This is a genomic window from Flavobacterium notoginsengisoli (assembly GCF_014207905.1).
Lineage (GTDB): Bacteria > Bacteroidota > Bacteroidia > Flavobacteriales > Flavobacteriaceae > Flavobacterium > Flavobacterium notoginsengisoli_A.
In genome coordinates this window covers 213,181-229,934 of record NZ_JACHLB010000003.1, presented here as the reverse complement: position 1 = coordinate 229,934, position 16,754 = coordinate 213,181, and the positions used below count along the sequence as shown (strand labels likewise).

The following is a 16,754-nucleotide window of genomic DNA, read 5'->3' as shown; positions in this document are numbered from 1 at the left end:
GCTAAGGTTCTGAGAGGCTAAGATGCTAAGTTTTTTTTGCCACAAAGGCACTAAGACTCAATGTATTTAAAATCTTAGTGCCTTAGAATCTTAGCATCTTAGGACCTTTTCTTCACAAGTAATAGATGATCACATACCAAAACTACTTCACCTCTTTGGTTAATAATTTCTACGTGTTCTGTAACAGTTCCCATTTCTGGATTTTTGGCTTCGCCTTTTTCAGAAATGGTAACTTCTGAGTGAATTGTATCACCGATATGAACAGGTTTTACAAAACGCATTTTATCGTATCCTCTTGAAAAAGCTTCAGGATTGATTTCAGAAGCTGTTAATCCGATTCCAATAGCAAAAACCATCGTTCCGTGGGCAATTCTTTGTCCGAATGGCTGAGTTTTACACCATTCTTCGTCCATGTGGTGTGGGAAGAAATCCCCTGTGTGTCCCGCGTGAACTACAAAATCAGTTTCTGTAATGGTTCTGCCTAAAGTTACTCGTTTGTCGTCGATTTGATAATCTTCGAAAAAAGTCGATTTAAAATACATATTCTTGATATTTTTTATCGGCCATACTTCTAAAATTCGTTCGTTTTGAAGAAGGCTTAAATTAGTTTTTTTTTGGTTTTGAAATATAGTGTTTTAATTACACTTCTTCAAAAGAAATTCCGCCATTTTTACTGCTCGCGTAGCACGCTTCTACAACTTTCATAGTTCCTAAAACATCTTGAACGCTGGCAGACAATTTTTCATCAGAACCTTCTTTGTAACGCATCAGATTAGACATTGCGCCAATAAAAGCTTCCGGAAACCAAGAACCTTCCAGTTTCACTTCTGTCCATTCGTATTCATTTTCATTGTCTTTTTTCGGCAAAGCATACTCAAAAACGTCCGGAAGACCGTCAGGATAATTCATCAGCAAGCCCATTTTTGCTTTAACAGCGCCTTTTGTTCCTTCCCATTTGATATAGCTTTCTTCATGTTTTGGACCAAAATGATGATCGTGATTTGTATTGATGACAACATGTTTATCGTCGCCATAATCTAGAATAATCGTAGATCGGCTTGAAGATAATTTTTTAAGCGGATGTTTAGCCGTTTTCGCATAAACACTTTTCGGATTTCCCAGAAAAGATCGAATGCAATCGATATAATGAACGCTGTGGAAAAGAATCTCCAATCTCGGATGTTCTTTAATTAGAGGAAACAATTCCCAAGGCGTATTTACCGTTACTTTGAATTCTAAATCGTACAATTCGCCAATAATGCCCTGATCGATTAAATATCTTGCAGCGCTTACAAACGAAGCAAAACGCAATTGAAAATTGATTGCCGCAACCAAATTTTTTCTTTCGCAAACTGCCACAATTTCGCGCGCCTGAGCCAAATCATTTCCCATTGGTTTCTGAATCAAAACTGCAGCTCCGTCAGGCAATTGCTCCAGAATTTCAATGTATTGATCAGGTAAAACTGTAATATCGTAAACAGCGTTTGATGGTGCATTTTTAACCGCATCGGCAACACTTTCAAAAACATGATCGATTTTAAATTCTTTCTGTAAATCGTATGCTTTTGAGATTGTTCTGTTGGTAATACCAAAAACTTTAAAACCAGCCATTTCATAAGCAGGAAGATGCGCATCTTTTACAATACCGCTTGCACCAATAATCACAATCGGCTGTTCTGTTTGGGGAAGTAAAGGTTTATATTGAATATTCATTTGTTCTATATTTTGAAATTAAACCTGCCAATTTTAATTTTTGACAGAGCTGTGTAATGTTGTTCCTTGACTTAATTCTTTAATTTTTTTCTGAGTTTCCTCTAAAATTATAGCTGATGAAATATTAGTTTCTATAGCTTTTAAAACTGCTCCGTCAATGAGTTCAGCTACTTTTGGCCAGATTGGAGTTTGAGGAAGCGTCAATGCATTTTCATGAAGCATTTCCAGTTTGTGATAAAACGGAATCAAAGTATTAATTTCTTCATCTTTCCAAGTCGATTTTCGGCATCCGATTCCGCCTTCGGTAGTCAATAATTTATCGCTTTCGGGTGTAGTTGCAAATCGTAGAAAATCATACGCTAGTTTTTTGTGTTTGCTCCCAGAACCAATCGTGTATAGCCAATATACGTTCAGAGAAGCCGTTTTATGACCAGGATCAGATGGGAGGGAAGTAATATCGATTTTTCCTTTCACTTTCGATTCTTCAATTACTTCTGCCATAGACGCAAATCCGAACCAATTGATGGCTATTGCCGCTTGTCCTTCGGCGAAAGCCAAACCAGCTTCTACCGAACCAAATTCACGAGATTTTGGATGAACAGCATTTTTGTCATTGACCATTTTTCTATAAAAATCCAATGCTTTTATGGCCGCTTCGTTATGAATGTCAATCTGATTTTTTTTGTTTAATAATGAACCGCCACGTGTCCATAGTTGCAAACAAAAATCAAAAACCATATTATGTCCGTCTGGGTAATTGGCAAAAACAGCACCGTATAAATTTTGTTCTGGGCGATTAAAAAATGTTGCTATTTCTGAGAATTCTTGCCAAGTTTTTGGAGTTGAAAGCTCGTAGCCAAATTGTTTTTTAAAATTCTCTTTTTCTGTTTCATTTTCGAATAAATCTTTTCTGTAAATGAGACATTCTGGACCATCGTGAAACGGAAGTCCGAAAATACCGTTGCTTAATTTTTGTAAATGCAACAGCGATTTATGCCATCCAAAAGGATAATTTTCTGGTGGATTTTCTCCAATTAATGAAAATAAATTAAGAACCGCATTTTCGTTTGCAGCATCAAAAATCCAATCGGTGTTAATATGGGCAATATCCCATTTTCCTTCTTTTAGACCCTTTTCTGAAATCGTGGTTTCATATAAATCATGAAGTTCTAATGCAACCATTTCAGCCTCAATTTTTATATTGTTTTGAAGTGAAAATGCATCCCATAATTTTTGAAGTGTACTTTCGAACGGATCGAATTTTCGAACGGCGATTCTAATTTTTTCCATCAGCAGTCTATAAATTCTTTAATAATTTTCTCGTTGTCCTGACCTAGTTTCGGCGAACCTTTTCCAGATGTCAGATATTCGCCGTCAATTTTTATCGGACAGCGTGTTGTTTTATAAGTGTAGCCGTCAAGCATTTCGACTTGCTGTGTAAAATTCAAAACTTTAAATCCATCTTCTGCAAATAGCTGCTGATAATTTAAAACTCCTGCACACCAAATGTCTGCGGGTTCTAAAATGTCCAGCCAAAACTGTGTTTCTTGCGTTTGTAAATGATCGGCAAGTATATTTTTTATGTCGTCTCTAAGCGTAAATTTATTTTCAGGAAATTGCAATAAAGCATCACATTTTAGCAGAGAAGCCAAAACAGGAATCGATCCCATTGCCAATGCCAAGTAACCATTTTTCGTTTTGTAAATTCCGTATGGCGCGCCTAAATAAGCGTGTGCATTGTTTGTTTTAGTTCTAACAGGCAATTCGCCTCCGTCATTAAAGAAAGTGGTAATGGTTTCAAACTGAAAATCAAATGCCGATTCCAACATGCTCACTTGAATTTGTGCTCCAATATTATGCGTTGCTTTTCGGTATAAAGCGGCCAAAATTCCTTGTGCCAAATGCGCTCCGGCCAGCATATCTACAATCGATAATCCCATTGGTACTGGACCATCTTCCTGATTGCCGCTTAACCAAGTCAATGCCGTTAAAGATTGTAAAAGCAAATCCTGACCCGGTAAATCTTTTAAATTAGGATGTTCTCCAAAACCAGAAATAGAACCATAAATCACATTCGGATTAATGCTTTTTACATCTTCATAACTTAGTCCGATGCGTTCCATAACTCCAGGTCTGAAATTATGCATGACAACATCGGCTTTGGCTAATAATTTTTTTAGTTTTTGAAGCTCCTCAGGCTGTTTAAAATCAATAGCAAAAGATTCTTTGTTTCTGTTGATGGTATGAAAAACAGACGACTCGCCGTTCATAATCAAATCAGAAGTATATAAAGTACGGCAGATATCTCCCGTTCCCGGTTTTTCAATTTTTATAACGCGTGCGCCCAAATCAGCCAAGCGCAAACTCGCCGAAGGCCCCGAAAGAAACTGACTGAAATCTATAATTAAATAATCTTCTAAAGGTTTCATATTATGTTTAACCGTTTTATCATTTATTTGTTTAATCGTTTTATTCAACAATTAAAATCTAATTTTAATCTGCTCAAATCTTTTTAAATCTGCGTGAAATACTTTTTTGTGTATAGATTTTTTCACGCAGATTTACACAGATTAAAGCAGATTACGCAGATTTAATCTAAGTTGATGAATAATAAATTTTAGTTTATTATTGAATAAACTCTTTATTTATCGCTAAATTATCCTGACCAACTTTCGGAGCAGCTTTTTCACTTAGTAAAATTTCACCGTCTAATTGAATAGGACTTCTCGTTGTAACTAAAGTTTCGCCTTCGGTATTTTTTACCGTTTGTTTCAGCTGTAATTCATTCACAAAAGGCTGACTGTCTAATTCTTCGTAATTGAAAACTTTTCCGCACCAAATGCCTTCTTTTTGCAGGATTTCTATCCAGTAATCAGAAGTTTGGGTTTTAATTCTTTCGCTCAAAATCGTTCTGATTTCATCTCTTTTTTCAAACCAAAGATGTTTATCCGCGAAAGCGTTTAAATCTAAACCTAAAGTTTTTCCAATGAAAATCAAATCACCCATTGCCAGCGATAAATAACCGTCCTGAGTTGGATAAACACCATAGGGAGCGCTTAAAAAAGCATGTGCACTTCCTTTGATATCGCCTCTTTCTGGCTGTTGTCCGCCATCGTTTAAGAAAGAAGTAATGGCTTCAAATTGTACATCCAAAATAGATTCCAGCAAGCTGACTTCAATCAAAACTCCTTTTTTGGTTTTAGCTCTTTTTAAAAGTGCCGCTAAAATTCCCTGTACAAAATGATTCCCGCACATTAAATCGGCCACAGCCAAACCAAAAGGAACTGGGCCTTGACTTTTACGTCCACTGAGCCAGCTTAATCCAGAAAGGGATTGTAATAATAAATCTTGTCCTGGTTTCTTCGCCCACGGACCTTCATTTCCGTAACCTGTAATAGTTCCGTAAATAATCTGCGGATTAATAGAAAGCGTATTTTCAAAATCTAAACCGATTTTTTCCATCACTCCGGGTCTGAAATTATGCGTCATAATATCAGCCTTTTCGATTAGTTTTTTGATTAAAACCAAATCATCAGGATTTTTCAAATCGGCTGCAAAAGATTCTTTATTTCTGTTAATCGTATGAAAAAGCAAACTGCTGTCATCTACAAACAAATCTTTAATGCTCAGTTGTCTGCAAGCTTCTCCTTTTACTGGACGCTCAATTTTGATAACGCGCGCACCCAAATCGGCCAGTTTTAATCCGGCAGAAGGTCCTGCTAAAAACTGACAGAATTCCAGAACAATTAATCCTTCTAAAGGTCTCATACCGTCTGGATTTTTAAAGATTCCGCGTAAAGCGAATTCATTTCTTCCAATACTTTTAATTCGTCTCCGCCATTCATCAAATAATTACGAACCACATCTCCCGCGTGATCTTGGAAATACATATGTCCATAATATCTTGGACGAAGGAAAGCGCGTTCTAAAGCAGGAAGTGTATTTTTGAAATAATCATGTGTTACGCCATTAATTCTCTCGCTTTTCCAAGCTTGTAAATGACCTGGCTGACCACCATTATCGGTATAAATATTCTGCTGAACTTGTGATGAACAGGTAAATTCGGCATATTTTATTGCAGTTTCAGTATGCTCGCTGAATGAAGAAACAGCCAAACCTGTTCCACCCAAAGACGAAATCATCGGATTATTATTTAAACTTACTAAATCATAAAAATGTAAAAGTTTACGGCTGTAGCCAATGCGAGAATAGTTAGAATAACCATAAGCGAAAGGACAATACGCAATTTCGTCTGAATTAACCATTGCTTCGTAAACTTGTATAGGATTTCTATTAAAGTTAGCAGAATCAATTAATTGAGCCAATTCTCTAAACATTTGAAGCGCTTTGATTCCAGTCGTTTCAGAAATCACTTTTTCTTCAGAAAGAAAAGGAGCTTCACCCAAACTACAGCAAAACATATAGAAACTCATTAAAACATCTACTGGGATTCCTGCAAAAGCGACTAAGCCTTTTTTAGCTAAAGCCAATAAATCATCATAAGTTTTTGGGACTTCTAAATTGTTTTTTTCCAAAAGATCTAAGCGGGCAGAAGCAACCGGAGTTGCAGCATCAATTGGCAATGCCCATAATTTGTCGTGAAAAACATAACTTCCGTATGATTTTCCAACAGTATTACTTTCTTGATCTTTAATATATTCGTTTGATAAATAATCAGATAACGGAAGAATCGCTTTGGTCTGAGCTCCAAAACCTGTCCAAGGATGATCGATAACCAATAAATCGAATCTTTTGGCTAAGTCTTCGATAGAGGCATCGGCAAATTCTTGTAAGCTTCTTTTCTCCCAAGAAATTTCAACTTCAGGATGTAGTTCTGTAAAACGTTGCGATGTGGCAACCATAGGGAGCAAACCTCTTGTATGATTCCAAGTTATGCCTTTTAATTTTATCATTTTTGTATAGGAATTTTGGGTAGTGAAATCGATTGAAATAATAAATGTAAAATTTACAATTACAAAAGTAGAAATAAGATTGAAATGAACAAGAAATCCTTTCTTTTTAAGAAATCTTTTTTACATAAATCGATAATTAGTGATATAATTTTTACAAACCGTCTAAAAATTGTTATAAAAATTTAAAGTTTAGTCATTTTCATTAACGGAAAATAAAATATAGGTCGGATATTAATTTTTAAGAAGTACTTTTGTAATTGTAAATTTTACATTTATTAATTTTGCTTTGTTCTTTTTGAGGAATTTTGAATTGGTAAAGGAGGATTTACTGTAAATAATAAACTAACAACTAAAAATATACGATTATGAAATTAATACGTTTTGGAGAAATCGGAAAAGAGAAGCCCGGAGTTTTGATTGGGGAAAAAAGATATGATGTTTCTTCACTTGTAACCGATTTTAACGAGAGCTTTTTTGAAGAAAACGGATTGGAAAAACTGCAAAAAGCATTAGAAAGTAATCCAACTTTGCCAGAAGTAGATGCTTCGGTACGTTTGGGTTCACCTGTGGCTCGTCCTTCAAAAATAATCTGCATTGGATTGAATTATATTGATCACTGTAAAGAAACCAACGCACCGATTCCGACAGAACCTATTATTTTCTTCAAATCGACAACTTCTTTGTGCGGTCCAGATGATGATTTGATTATTCCAAAAAACAGTGAAAAAACAGACTGGGAAGTGGAATTGGCTTTTGTTGTAGGTAAAAAAGCAAGTTATGTGGAAGAAGCAGAAGCTTTGGATTATGTGGCTGGATATGCTTTATTGAATGATTACAGTGAAAGAGCTTTCCAACTGGAGCGCGGAGGACAATGGGCAAAAGGAAAAGGAAGCGACACTTTTGCGCCTCTTGGGCCATTTTTGGCAACAAAAGACGAAATCGCTGATGTAGACAATTTAAAGATGTGGCTGACTGTAAACGGTAAAAAATATCAAGACAGCAATACATTGAATCTGGTTTTTAAAATTCCTTATTTACTGCATTATTTAAGTCAGTTTATGACTTTGCTTCCGGGCGATATCATCAGTACAGGAACGCCTCCGGGAGTTGGTTTAGGGATAAAACCAGATCCGATTTACATTAAAGCGGGTGACGTTATTGAACTTGGAATTGAAGGTTTAGGAACAAGTAAACAAAAAGCGGTTGCTTATAAAAAATAATATAACTATCTGTTATTATACTAACGAATGGTAACGCGGATAAAACTGATTCGCTATCGCGAAGACACGGATTTAACGGATTTTTCATCGTTTTTCTTAACAATAAAATCCGTTTTAATCCGCGTTTTTACGAAGTAAATCCGTTTCATCCGCGTCCAATTAGAAATTTAAACGAAACAAAAAATGAAATATATTGTTTGCGAAAAACCGCAGGAATTTTTACTAAAAGAAACAGCGATTCCAGAACCAAAAGATGGTGAAGTTTTATTGAAAATTAAAAGAATCGGAATCTGCGGAACTGATATTCACGCTTTTGGCGGAACTCAGCCTTATTTTGAATATCCAAGAATTTTAGGTCATGAATTGGCTGCAGAATATGTAAATGGAAATGCCGAAGGTTTTAAACCAGGAGATAAAGTAACTTTTATTCCATATTTCAACTGCGGAAAATGTGTGGCGTGCAGAAACGGCTTAACAAACTGCTGTGTAAATATCAAAGTTTTCGGAGTTCATATTGATGGCGGAATGGCTGAATATGTTTCGATTCCAGAACAGTATTTATTGCACGGTCAAGGTTTAGATTATGACGAATTGGCCTTGGTTGAACCATTGGCAATTGCAGCGCACGGAGTTAGAAGAGCGGCTGTAAAACCAACAGATACTGTTTTGGTAATGGGAGCAGGTCCAATCGGAATTGGTTTGATTCAGTTTGCTAAAATTGCGGGTGCAAAAGTAATCGTAATGGATATTAACGATTACAGACTGAATTTTTGTAAAGAACAATTACAAGCAGACGAAACGATTAATCCATTGAATGATGATGTTGCTCAAAAACTAGCTGAGTTAACCAACGGAGATATGGCGAATGTGGTAATTGATGCGACTGGAAATCAGAAAGTCATGAACAGCGCTTTCAATTATATTTCGCATGGTGGAAGATTTGTTTTGGTTGGACTTCAAAAAGGAGAATTGAGTTTCAGTCACCCTGATTTCCACAAAAGAGAATCAACTTTAATGAGCAGTAGAAATGCTACAATTGAAGATTTCGAATATGTAATGAAATGCCTGAAAGAAGGAAAAATCGATCCTAAAAAATATATTACGCATAGAACTAGTTTTGATGAAATGATTACTGATTTTGGAAACTTGATTGATCCTAAGAATAATGTAATTAAGGCATTGATTGAAATTGAGTAATTAGTTATTAGTGAAAAGTAATTAGTGAAATGTGAAATGTGAGCAAGTTTAAGTTGAATATATTTCACAATTCACAATTCACAATTCACATTTTACAAGTTACATCTAACACAAAAAAAAATGGATTTAAACTTAAAAAATAAAATAGTTGTCGTTTCTGGTTCGGCTGGAAAAGAAGGTAGTATTGGAGAAACTATCGTTAATAGATTGGCAGATGAAGGCGCAATTCCGGTTTTAGTTGATAGAAATGCAAGAGGTTTTGAATACGCAGAAAGACTTCAAAAAAGAGGCATTAATTCTTCATTTGTGCAGACTGACGTTACCGATCCTGTTGCGATAGAAAATGCCGTAAAAGTAATTGGAGCAAAATATGGAAGAATCGATGCTGTTATCAATAACGTTGGTGTTAATGATGGAGCAGGATTGGACGCTTCTTATGAGGAATTTATGGATTCTCTGAAACTGAATGTGGTAAGTTATTTTCTTTTAGCTAAATATTCACTTCCATATTTAAAAGAATCTAAAGGAAATATTTTGAATATCGGTTCAAAAGTTGCCTTAACTGGACAGGGCGGAACTTCGGGTTACGCTGCTGCGAAAGGTGGAGTTTTAGGTTTAACAAGAGAATGGGCTGTCGATTTGATTCAGTACGGAATCCGTTCGAATGCGATTATTATTGCCGAAAGTTATACGCCAGCTTACGAAGATTGGATTAAAACATTGCCAGATGGAGAAGCGGTTTTGAAAAAAATCAGTAAAACGATTCCATTAGAAAGCCGAATGACTAAAACAGAAGAAATTGCTGATACGGCTCTTTTCATCATTTCTGAAAAATCATCGCATACTACAGGACAATTTGTTTTTGTGGATGGAGGTTACGTACATTTAGACCGCGCTTTAATCAGCGATGTTAATTAAAAAGTTATGAGTAAAAGAATAGATTCCCATCAGCATTTTTGGGTGTTCGATCCTGTTCGAGATAGCTGGATCGACGAAACCATGCAGAATATTCAAAGACATTTTCTTCCAGAAGATTTAGAGCCATTATTAAAAGCTAATCAGTTTGAAGGTTGTGTGGCAGTTCAGGCAAGCCAATCAGAAGAAGAAACTCAGTTTTTATTGGATTTAACTTCTAAAAATGATTTTATAAAAGGAGTTGTAGGCTGGATCGATTTACGAAATGAGAATATTGAAGAACGTTTGCAATTTTTTTCAAATCAAAAAAAATTAAAAGGTTTCAGACACGTAGTTCAGGGCGAAGCTGATGATTTTATGGATGGTGAGGAATTCAGAAGAGGAATCAAAGCTTTAAAACCATTCAATTATACTTACGATATATTAATTTTCCACAGACAGCTTCCGGCTGCAGTACGTTTGGTAAAAGATTTTCCAGAACAGCGTTTTGTGATTGATCATATCGCTAAACCAGATATTAAATCAGGAAGTATTGATTCTTGGAAAAAAGGAATCGAAGAAATTGCAAAATACGACAATGTTTGGTGTAAAATCTCAGGAATGGTCACAGAAGCCGACTGGAAAAACTGGAAACCAGCAGATTTGAAGCCGTATTTAGATGTGATTTTTGAAAACTTCTCAGCTGATAAATTAATGTATGGTTCAGATTGGCCAGTTCTTAACGTTGCTTCAGATTATCGCGAAGTAGTAAAAACTTTAGAAGATTATATTTCGAAGTTTTCTGTTGAAGACCAAAATAAGATTTGGTTTGAAAATGCGAATGAATTTTACGGCTTGAAATAAAATTTTATAGCCACAGATTAAAAGGATTAAAGTGATTAAAAAAATCTGTTAAAATCCTTTTAATCTGTGGTAAAAACTTATTTCAAAACATTATCGTCAGGAGCCCATTTCTTCTGCCATTCAGGATATTTTTTTAAGGCTTTTTCAGGCTTATCCGTATACCACGCATAACCCGTTCTTCTTTCACGGCTTACTTCTGCCAACGAATATAAAAACTCACTGTCACGATCACTGAACAAAGGTCTGTGTGTTTTTAATTCATAATAGCGAGTCCAGATTGGCGGAGCAGTTGGATCGTTTACCACTCTAACGTCATTCTTGATTTTCTTGTATTTGGATTCCATTTCTTCAGCTGCAAAACTTTCGACTCTGGTATTATAAATTTTAGAATTCTGAAACCATTTTATAGCACCTTGGACAGCATTAATTATTTTTTCATTTGGATTATCAATATCCATCAGAAATAAAACAACATCAACGCTTTCGGCATTACAGATGCTTGGCGGTTCAAATTTACGAGCCCAGGCAGGTTCAAGCGTTATTTCGTCATGCTGCTGACACCAAGCAGTTAATTTTCCGTTGTCTTTAATCTGCATTTTTAAAATACAGTCCAATCCTTTTTGATATGCTGCAGTTACTTTTTTTCTGGTTTTAGCATCAATAAAAGCATAATCAGGATCATTGTTTACAATCTTTTTCAAGAGATTCATAATTCCCATATAAGCTCCGTCATTAAAGGTAATATGACGGCTATATCCTTTTTCCAGCGGATAATATTGTGGCCAGCCTCCGTTTGGATATTGTGCTTTTAAAGTAAAATTAATGCCTCGCAGACAACCGTCTTTATATCTTTCATCTTTTGTAAGCGTATAAACCTGCGCCAGATAATGAATATGAGTGTAAGTTGTTTCATTATCAAAGGTAGTATGTTCAATATATTTTGTTTTCACTACGCTGTCAACTTGTTGTGGCGTCAAGATAGCTTTCATATCGTAGTTCTTTGGCCATCCGCCGTTATCACGTTGGAAATACAGAATATTATCGGCGATTTTTGTGTAATCCGTTTCGGCATATTTCGGCTGATTCGGAATTGGATTTATGATATTGGTTTTATCTTTAATAAAATACCAATGATTAGTTCCATCAGTAAAAGGTTTTGTACTTATTTCACTTGTCTGTGCATTTAAACATAAAACGGAAAAGATACAAAAGGCTGATGCCAGTAATTTTGAGCTGTTTACGGAATTGAACATAGAACCTCTGTTTTAGAATTTAACCGCTTTCTTAGGAACATTTTTATCAATTGTCGTAGTCTTCGAAAAATTAGCCGAAGAACCACTCAAATCAATATTCTTACTCGCTTCACCATTAATCGTAATCGCATTTGAAGAAGAAGGATTAAACTCAATATTTTTCAGCGAAAGGTTTTTAGTATTGTAAATTTCGAAAGCATTTTTAGCCTCGATATCCAATTGCGCATTGTTGATTTTAATTCCGTTTGCATCAATTATAGAAAAACCTTTTTGTGCTTTGGCAATCAGATTTGAGATTTCAATATTCTCTAAATTCATTTCAGGAAGACCTTGTAAAAATACGGCTTGCTGAGCACCTTTAATTGTAATATTCTTGATTACAATATTTTTAAACTGAGGCGTTTCTTCGTTAACCGGAATTGCTTTTGTACTTACCGTATTTCCGCCTTCAGCTAAAGTTTCAGCAATAGATTTTCCTCCATAATATAAATCGAAAGAAATTGCTTGAGACGGAATATCCGTCATAAAAACATCTGAGATATAAATGTTTTCTACGACACCGCCACGTCCGCGAGTGCTTTTAAAACGAAGACCAACATCTGTTCCCATAAAAGTACAATTCGAAACATGCAGGTTTTTTACACCGCCAGACATTTCACTTCCAACCGTTACACCGCCGTGACCGTGATACACTATATTGTTTTTTACAATGATATTTTCGCAAGGAACACCTCTGTCACGTCCGTCTTTATCTTTACCAGATTTAATACAAATAGCATCGTCACCCACATCAAAACTTGAATTTTCGATTACCACATTTTTGCAAGATTCCACATCAAGACCATCACCGTTTTGAGAAAACCAAGGATTACGAACCGTTATGTTTCGAACAATTAAATCTTCAATTAATAAAGGGTGAATATTCCATGCCGGAGAGTTTTGAAAAACAGGTCCGTCAAATAATACTCTTTTACTATTCTGAATACTAACCAGTACTGGACGCAAGAAATCATGAATGGCTTCAAAATCTTCTTTTGTTTTTAAATCAAGACGAATATTCTGATCTGCACCTTTGGCACCTTTTAAATATTGCTCAGAAGGATACCAGCTGTCTTTCTTTTCATTTAAAACTCCGCCAGAAGCCACAAATTTTTTCCATTGGTCGTCTGTCAGTTTACTCTTTTTAACTTGTCTCCAGGCTTCACCAGAACCGTCCCAAACGCCTTTTCCTGTAAAAGCAATGTTTTCTAAGTTTTTTCCATAAATAGGAGAGATGCAACGCCAAGTGTTTAAACCTTCAAAACTCGTTTCTATAATAGGATATAAAGATTTGTCGGTAGAGAATTTAATCAAAGCACCAGTTTCAGCATGCAGTTCAATATTACTTTTTAGAATGATTGGGCCAGTCAGCCAAATTCCGGGCGGAATAATTAGTTTTCCGCCACCTTTTTTAGAAAGCGCATCAATCGCATCTGCAAACGCTTTTGTGTTTAAAACATAACCGCCGTTTACCGCTCCAAAGTCTTTTAGATTAACAGTATTGTTAGGGATAACAGGCTCGTTAACTTTAGACATTTTAAACTCAATGTTTTGGTAAGTGCTATTCGGAACGCTCTGGGCAATCCCATTTTTAGAACTCAGACACATCATTAAAGCAAGAGCAAGAGAAGCAAATTGTAGTCGGTTGGTTTTCATTGTTAGTAAATTTTTTGGTGTTTATTTTATTTATCTGGAAATTTAGCTTCTAATAAATAATAATTTCTAAATGTAATCGATTACACAAATCTATTAAAAAAATATTATGAAAAGCTATTTTTAGGCAGTTTATCACAGAATTATTATGAATTTAACTTTTTTTGATTGTGAAATCAGAAGATAATGAAAAGTCAGTTTTTGAAAGAGAATGTCTTAAGGGCAATATTACAGGAGGGTACAGGATGCCTGTAATTTTATATTCTTTTAAATTGTCCCTGTTATTTGGTAAAAGTGTTAAAAATACATTTATTTGTAAAAATTATAGCGCTTTAAATAAATGCCTCGTAATTTTAGTACAAGAAAAAAATCAATACTATAAATAATGCGTTTAATTTCTTTCAACAAATTACTGATTGTTTTTTTGATGGTATTCACAATTTCGGCAAGTGGAGCTGAAATCTGGGTTTCGCCATCAGGAAAAGATTCGAACAACGGAACAAAATCAAGTCCGCTGGCAACGGTTCACATGGCAATGCGAAAAGCCAGAGAACTTCGTCGATTAAAAGATCCATCCATAAAAGACGGAATCCGAATCATAGTAATGAACGGAACGTATTATTTAAACGAACCGTTATTTGTAAGACCAGAAGATTCTGGAACTGCTGACAGTCCAACAACAATCGAAGCCGATGCCAACGCAAAACCAATTATAAGCGGTGGAATTGAAATTAAAAACTGGACAAAATCAACAACTGTAATTAATGGATTGAAAAAAGGTTCAGTTTGGGTGGCAGATGCTCCTAAAAAAGCGGGAACTTTAATTGATTTCAGACAATTATGGGTCAACGATAAAAAGGCAGTTAGAGCTAAAAATACGGCTGGAAACGCAATGGAAAGAATCTTGTCTTGGGATCATGAATCGCAGACTTGCTGGATTCCGTTTAAAGATAAATCGGTTAAGTTCGAACCCGGAATGGAAATGTTTATTGTGCAATGGTGGTCGAATGCGAATCTTAGAATTAAAAATATTGAAGTTCAAAAAGACAGCGCCAGACTTTCGTTTGAAGAACCAGAAAGCCGAATCCAAAGCGAACACCCTTGGCCAGCGCCGTGGATTTCTAAAAATAATGGAAATTCAGCTTACTTCTTAAACAATGCTTTTTCACTTCTAAACGAACCGGGCGAATGGTATTTGGATAAAAAAAATGCCAAAATCTATTATATTCCAAGAGATGGAGAAGAAATTACTACAGCTAAAGTAACTGCTCCGTTTTTAGAAAATCTTCTAGAGGTGAAAGGGACAATCGATTCTTCTGTACATCATTTTCAATTTAAAGGAATTTCGTTTCAGTATAGCAATTGGCTTCGTCCTTCACAGCAAGGTCACGTTCCGTTGCAGTCTGGTTTGTATTTGTTGGATGCTTATAAATTGAAACAGCCGGGAACGCCAAATCAGGCGAATTTAGAAAATCAGGCTTGGGTTGGAAGACCTCGCGCTGCCGTAGAAGTGAATTATGCGAATAATATTCAGTTTGAATCGTGCCGTTTTGAACATTTGGCTTCGACTGGTTTAGATTTAAATAAAGGAACAAATCACAATACCATAAAAGGAAATTTATTTAAAGATATCGGTGGAAGCGCCATCAATGTTGGGATTTTCTCTGAAGAAGCTTTTGAAGCGCATTTGCCTTTAATCATAAAAGACGAAAGAGAAATGTGTTCTGATGAAGTGATTGCTGATAATTTAATCACAAATGTAACCAATGAAGATTGGGGAACTTTAGGAATCAGCGCTGGATTTGTTCGAAATATTACAATTGAGCACAACGAAATTTCAGACGTTTCGTATTCTGGAATGGCAATGGGTTGGGGTTGGACACACACGCCAAACGTGATGCAGAACAATAAAATTCTAGGAAATAAAATTCATCATTATGCGAAACACTTGCATGATGTTGCTGGAATTTACACGCTTTCGGCTCAGCCAAATAGCCGAATTGAAGAAAATTATATCGACAAAGTTTACAACAGTCCGTATGCGCACGATCCGTTTTTATGGCTGTATTTGTATACCGATGAAGGAAGCGAAGGTTTTACGATTAAAAACAACTGGATTGCAGAAAAGAAAATCCTGAAAAACCATAACGGTCCAAAAGGAAATATCTGGGAGCACAATGATCCGTATGTTAGTTCTAAAATAAAAGACGCAGCAGGAATTAGAGCGCCTTATAAGGATTTAGAAAAAGAAGTTGTTATTGATGAAAAATGGGGCTTGCAGGAAATGCCAAAACCGTATGCCATCGAATTGATAGGTTCTGATTTTGATATCGAAAAAATCAAATCGACTTTGACAGGATTCAGAATCGTTGGTCAGGAATTGTACCAATGGAAAAATCATTTGGTGATATACGGAAAAATGAATCAGCCGGAAAGAACGAAACGAAAACTGGCAGGTGCTTTTCCATCCTTACAAATTAAAATCTATGAAGATTTGGTTTACGATTTCCAAAATTTCGAAAGATGTAAAGATTCAAAACCTGCATCAGATTGGGAAAATGTGGTTTTAACAGCAAATCTTCCTGCTGATGAAAAACTGCAAAAGGAATATGTAGAGTATCATAAAACGCAATTCGAAAAATGGCCAGAAGTTGCCAAAGGTTTCTGTAATGCCGATTTCCAACAATTGCAAGTCTTTAAAAATGAAAGACAATTAATCTTGGTTATCAGTATTCCGAAAGGTGAAAATCTGGATAAACTAAACCCAAAAACAACTCAAAATAACCCAAAAGTAGATCAATGGAACGCCTTAATGAAAAAATATCAATCTGGAATTGAAGGCACAAAACCAGACGAAACCTGGATTTTCTTGAATAAGGTGAATGTGGAAGAGAAAAAGTAGAAGAAAGAACCAATTAGAAAATAGAAGAAAGAGGCAAGAAGAAAGATTTTCTGAGAATTAAGAAGGAAGAAAATCTGCTGAATCTGCTGAATCTGCGTGAAAAAAT

Annotated in this window: 13 protein-coding genes; 5 read left to right on the top strand and 8 right to left on the bottom strand. The window is 35.6% G+C overall.

What is annotated here, in order from left to right; all coding sequences use genetic code 11:
- Positions 1 to 98 precede the first annotated feature (98 nt).
- The 6 genes from HNP35_RS11425 to HNP35_RS11400 form a co-directional block, all read right to left on the bottom strand.
- Positions 99 to 542 carry a MaoC/PaaZ C-terminal domain-containing protein gene (locus HNP35_RS11425; RefSeq protein WP_109193888.1) on the bottom strand — a complete coding sequence of 148 codons (444 nt, stop codon included), beginning with the start codon at positions 540 to 542 and terminating at the stop codon, positions 99 to 101.
- Between the two features lie 97 nt (positions 543 to 639).
- Positions 640 to 1,713 carry a Gfo/Idh/MocA family protein gene (locus HNP35_RS11420; RefSeq protein WP_184161730.1) on the bottom strand — a complete coding sequence of 358 codons (1,074 nt, stop codon included), beginning with the start codon at positions 1,711 to 1,713 and terminating at the stop codon, positions 640 to 642.
- Between the two features lie 33 nt (positions 1,714 to 1,746).
- Entirely contained in the window at positions 1,747 to 3,003 is a 1,257-nt protein-coding gene (locus tag HNP35_RS11415) for an extracellular solute-binding protein (protein ID WP_184161727.1), read from the bottom strand.
- The gene (locus tag HNP35_RS11410; protein ID WP_184161724.1) at positions 3,003 to 4,142 is read right to left on the bottom strand and encodes a CaiB/BaiF CoA transferase family protein; all 1,140 of its coding nucleotides are present in this window, start codon (positions 4,140 to 4,142) and stop codon (positions 3,003 to 3,005) included. Before HNP35_RS11410 ends, HNP35_RS11415 begins: the two co-directional genes overlap by 1 nt.
- A gap of 196 nt (positions 4,143 to 4,338) precedes the next feature.
- A complete protein-coding gene (locus HNP35_RS11405) occupies positions 4,339 to 5,481 on the bottom strand; it encodes a CaiB/BaiF CoA transferase family protein (protein ID WP_184161721.1) in 1,143 nt (380 codons plus the stop codon).
- Positions 5,478 to 6,626, bottom strand: coding sequence for an ABC transporter substrate-binding protein (locus tag HNP35_RS11400; protein ID WP_184161718.1), 1,149 nt, complete (start codon positions 6,624 to 6,626; stop codon positions 5,478 to 5,480). The genes HNP35_RS11405 and HNP35_RS11400 overlap by 4 nt, the downstream gene beginning before the upstream one ends.
- A gap of 365 nt (positions 6,627 to 6,991) precedes the next feature.
- On the opposite strand from HNP35_RS11400, the gene HNP35_RS11395 reads away from it, so the two are divergent.
- The 4 genes from HNP35_RS11395 to HNP35_RS11380 all read left to right on the top strand — a co-directional run bounded on the left by HNP35_RS11395 (position 6,992) and on the right by HNP35_RS11380 (position 10,801).
- The gene (locus HNP35_RS11395; RefSeq protein ID WP_184161715.1) at positions 6,992 to 7,846 is read left to right on the top strand and encodes a fumarylacetoacetate hydrolase family protein; all 855 of its coding nucleotides are present in this window, start codon (positions 6,992 to 6,994) and stop codon (positions 7,844 to 7,846) included.
- A 183-nt stretch (positions 7,847 to 8,029) separates the two neighbouring features.
- On the top strand, positions 8,030 to 9,043 hold the full coding sequence (locus HNP35_RS11390) for a zinc-binding alcohol dehydrogenase family protein (protein ID WP_184161712.1): 1,014 nt from the start codon (positions 8,030 to 8,032) through the stop codon (positions 9,041 to 9,043).
- A gap of 120 nt (positions 9,044 to 9,163) precedes the next feature.
- On the top strand, positions 9,164 to 9,961 hold the full coding sequence (locus HNP35_RS11385; protein ID WP_184161709.1) for an SDR family oxidoreductase: 798 nt from the start codon (positions 9,164 to 9,166) through the stop codon (positions 9,959 to 9,961).
- Between the two features lie 6 nt (positions 9,962 to 9,967).
- Complete coding sequence (locus HNP35_RS11380) at positions 9,968 to 10,801, top strand: amidohydrolase family protein (RefSeq protein WP_184161706.1); 834 nt, start codon at positions 9,968 to 9,970, stop codon at positions 10,799 to 10,801.
- 77 nt (positions 10,802 to 10,878) lie between these two features.
- Here the strand turns inward: HNP35_RS11380 and pelA are convergent, their stop codons facing one another.
- Both pelA and HNP35_RS11370 read right to left on the bottom strand, forming a co-directional pair.
- Positions 10,879 to 12,054: a pectate lyase gene (pelA, locus tag HNP35_RS11375; RefSeq protein WP_184161703.1), complete on the bottom strand. Its 1,176-nt coding sequence runs from the start codon at positions 12,052 to 12,054 to the stop codon at positions 10,879 to 10,881.
- Between the two features lie 12 nt (positions 12,055 to 12,066).
- Entirely contained in the window at positions 12,067 to 13,749 is a 1,683-nt protein-coding gene (locus HNP35_RS11370) for a glycoside hydrolase family 28 protein (protein WP_184161701.1), read from the bottom strand.
- A 382-nt stretch (positions 13,750 to 14,131) separates the two neighbouring features.
- Between HNP35_RS11370 and HNP35_RS11365 the strand changes: the two genes are divergently transcribed.
- Positions 14,132 to 16,648, top strand: a complete 2,517-nt coding sequence (locus HNP35_RS11365; protein ID WP_184161698.1) for an L-rhamnose mutarotase — start codon at positions 14,132 to 14,134, stop codon at positions 16,646 to 16,648.
- The last annotated feature ends 106 nt before the right edge of the window (positions 16,649 to 16,754 follow it).